General features: G+C 56.5%; 3 protein-coding genes. All 3 read right to left on the bottom strand.

The window, feature by feature from the left end:
- Positions 1-1,432: RiPP maturation radical SAM C-methyltransferase (locus tag A6U98_RS00085; RefSeq protein WP_064646991.1), on the bottom strand; the 1,432-nt coding region annotated here is incomplete at its 3' end.
- Complete coding sequence (locus tag A6U98_RS00080) at positions 1,429-2,883, bottom strand: radical SAM family RiPP maturation amino acid epimerase (RefSeq protein ID WP_245304468.1); 1,455 nt, start codon at positions 2,881-2,883, stop codon at positions 1,429-1,431. The genes A6U98_RS00080 and A6U98_RS00085, both read right to left, overlap by 4 nt.
- Positions 2,884-2,951: 68 nt before the next feature.
- Complete coding sequence (locus A6U98_RS00075; RefSeq protein WP_064646989.1) at positions 2,952-3,308, bottom strand: hypothetical protein; 357 nt, start codon at positions 3,306-3,308, stop codon at positions 2,952-2,954.
- Between the last annotated feature and the right edge of the window lie 190 nt (positions 3,309-3,498).

Below are 3,498 nucleotides of genomic sequence, written 5' to 3'. Positions count from 1 at the left end.
CCGCCGGCCTAAGCGTCAGACCATATCGGTCGGCTGCGCGATGATAGAGACTGAAGCGCTGGTAGCGCAATCTAACAACGTGTCCCGGGTGCAGATGATGCAGCAACGGCAACAAGTTGCTCATTTGAGCATACCAAGCGTCGCGCTCGCTGGGGAAGCCCCATAGGACGCTCCAGCTAACCCGCACGCCAAACTGGCGACACCATTTCAAGAGTTGAACATTTTGCGCTGCCGTCGTTCCCTTGCCCATAAGCTTCAAAACGCGGCTATCCAGGCTCTCGACGCCTGGTTGGATCCAGCGGATGCCGCCTGCGGCCAACTTCTCGACTTCATGTCGCTTCAAATTGGCTTTTACTTCAAAGAAGATGTTGAGCTTCTTGGGTAAAGCGATGAGGCGAGGCAACGCTTTCTCAACGTAGTCATTCGCCAAAATGTTATCCACCGCCTCGATGCGCGACGTGCCGTAGCGTGCTGACATCTCGATCATCTCTTCTGGCGCTTGTGCGGCCGGCTTCTGACGATAAGTCATCAATGCGCCGTTCAGGCCGCAAAACGTGCAGGGGCTGCTGCGCTGCCACCAGCAGCCGCGAGAGAATTCCATCGGAAGCCCGGGATCAATCCGGTCGACGTAGAGCGATTGCTCAAGTTCGGCAAAATAATCCGAGAAATCGGGCAGCGGCAGGGTATGTAAATCCTCGACCACTGCGCGGGGCACCATGTCGCCCGTAAACGTGACCGGATAGCCGGTCTGGCGATGAACTGGGCCGAAAACGCCGAATGGCAGGTCAGCCGGTGGGATGTCGCGACCGCGAGTGAGGATGTCGCGACAAAGTCCCCCGATCAATTCGTCGGCCTCCCCCGACACGACGTAGTCAACCCACGGGAACCGCGCATGAGTAGTACGTCCCATCACAGATTCACAATTCGCACCCCCAATGAGGGTGACTAAGCCTGGCGAGAGCTGGCGCAGGCGGCGCAGCAATGCAAGCGCGGGAACGTGCTGGGTGAATGTTGAGGTGCAACCGACAATAGCCGGCCGTTCCTTCAGTATCTTGCCGCATGTCCAATCGATGAAGCCGCCGATGAGCGAACGCAGCTTCAGGAACTTCACACGAAGCTTGGCTTCACTTTTATTTCGGCACGGATTGCGCTGGAAATACCGGTCGAGGAAGCGGGCGTGGTCCGTTTCGGAATCCGGAAATGCGGCGCCTGCGAACAGCCAGTCAACAAGCGCTTCCTCCGGAGGGGACGTCTCAAGTGCACTATAGTCGGCAAGACCAGCGTATTCCAGAAACCAGATATTGGCATACGCTGTCTTCGATTTCATGCCGGCCTGCGTCAGCACCGACTTCAGCAGACCAAGCGCTAACGACGGGCGTTCAACCGCTGACATCGGCATGTTCACCAGCACGATTGGGACATCGGAGCTCATGTCCCGCCCTCGCTACTACGCCAGGCAAATCGCTCATCGAGGTCATCTTCGAGCAACCCTTTCATGTGCAGTTGGTCGAGCCCATCGGCAACAGCAATGGCGCTTGCTCCATCCGTTACAACCCGCGCAACCAGGTCCGATGTTGTACAATTGCCACCTGCGATCAGATCGCCAACGGAGATCGAAGCGGCGTTGTAGGGCACCTGATACTCCCAGTGGCACGAGCGGAGTAGGAAGTGATGGCGCTTTGCCTCGTACAACAAGTCCCCGCGGAAGCGGATTGGCCGGTTGGAAGGTGGGCTTTCGTGCATGTGCTCATCGATCATGCTTTGGACTTCGTCTTGGAACTCGTCTGGCGTTCCGAAGAAACGTTCATCCAGAATGCGGTAGCCGAGAGGCCAGCGTTTGCTCGCCGGTATCGGCGTTATCAGTTGCACACGCCGCCGCGGCATATTTATGAGAAAGCCGGAAACGCAGGCAATCGTCGAGTGATCCCCCTTCGATAAGGGTGTCGCATCGCCGTTTTTGAGTATCTCGTTTCGCGCACGGCCGGCGAAAGCTTTTGAACTTAGCATCCCCTTTCCCTGCAGGACGAGTTCAACGCCCATGAGATCCTCGGGCGAAAATGCCGCGTGGATTTGATTGAGCTGATCCGTGCTGAGCACGGAAAAACGATTTGTCACGCAGCGGTAATGTTCGAACAGCTTGAGTACGCGCTTGGTGAGTGCCAGGTTCTTGAGAGGCATAGCCGTCGTTGTTTGTGGTAATGTCCCGGTGATTTGATAGAAGTCGAAGAGAAAGCGGTCGTAGTCGGGATTATCCATCGGATCTGTGGCGTTATAGCAGAAGCCAGTGCTCGCTGCAGATCCAAACATTTCCCTCGTGACGCCGACCATCCCGCGCCAGAGGTCTGCTTGCTCTTCGCTATATTCATAATAGCCCTTGAACTGGCCCGCCGAGAGGCCGCAAAACCAGCAGCCCCCAGTGCAGCCTTCGCTCAGCTCAAAAGCGATGACGGGGTGCGTAATGGATTTCGCGCAATCGCCGAACAGGTCGTCGCAGCGGCTTATTTGGCGCTCGCGCCACGCATGGAAACGAGGCGCGGCCACAGGCATGTTGCCCTCGTCGCGCAGGAGGTCGCGATTGCGCTCCATCTCGGCTATATAATCAAGCCAAGTTACAGCCAGCGGCCACGACGAACACTCCGGCTTGCCATAGAATTTCCGGTAGTCCGGGTGCCAGAGCGGCAGCATCTCCATCGGATCGACTTCAATTCCGTATAGCGCAGCTACGGTATGAGGGTTGTTGAGGTTTATTGAAAGCGCGATCCTAAATGCCGTGTCGCCGCGGAAGCATTCTAAGAACCGCTTGATATGGGCTAGCGTACGGATCTCTCCAGGTGTTCGCCGATCAAAGATCTGTCGATAGTGTTCCTTGGCAGTATGCGCCACGAGGTTACCTCCCATTGTCACTTTCTCATCTGTCACGGGGGTGAATGAACACCCCCGTGACCGTTTGGCTAGACAAGGACGGCAGCGACCACGACAATCGCCTCGGCGGCTTCAAAGACAGTCGTTGCCGCTTGCACCGCCTCAACAGCCGTGGTGGCAGCCACAACGGTCTCGACTGCTTTGATCGAGGTCACAACGTCCGAACCGTGCTTGCCGGCAGGTCGATCGGCCTGCTTTTCGGTCAAGTTACGCTGGCTACTGGCTTTTATGTAACTCTTGGCCTCATCGATTGTGAAATCGTAGCCGTGGATCTTTCCGCTCGCTACCAGCGACGCGAGACCGGTGACACTCTTTTTTATGGATTCCAGCAGGTCAGCGTCTTTGTTCAGATCGGCAACGAAACGCTCAAAATCAAATTTCGACATCATTGGTCTCCTCTTTCCGGCAGGTGATGCGCACCTGATTGCCCGACTTCTTCAGCGATTTACTTCCTTGGTTTTTCATCGTCTTCATGACGTTTCCTTCAGCGGTTGGGCCGTCCTTATGCGTTGTGCCGGATGGCGCTGGAGGCGCAGTGCCGGCGGTCTCACCTCAGTCCTTAAGAAGCGCTTCCAT

It is taken from the genome of Rhizobium sp. WYCCWR10014 (assembly GCF_001657485.1).
Lineage (GTDB): Bacteria > Pseudomonadota > Alphaproteobacteria > Rhizobiales > Rhizobiaceae > Rhizobium.
The sequence above is the reverse complement of the archived record's forward strand: the minus strand, read 5'-3'. Positions and strand labels throughout refer to the sequence as shown.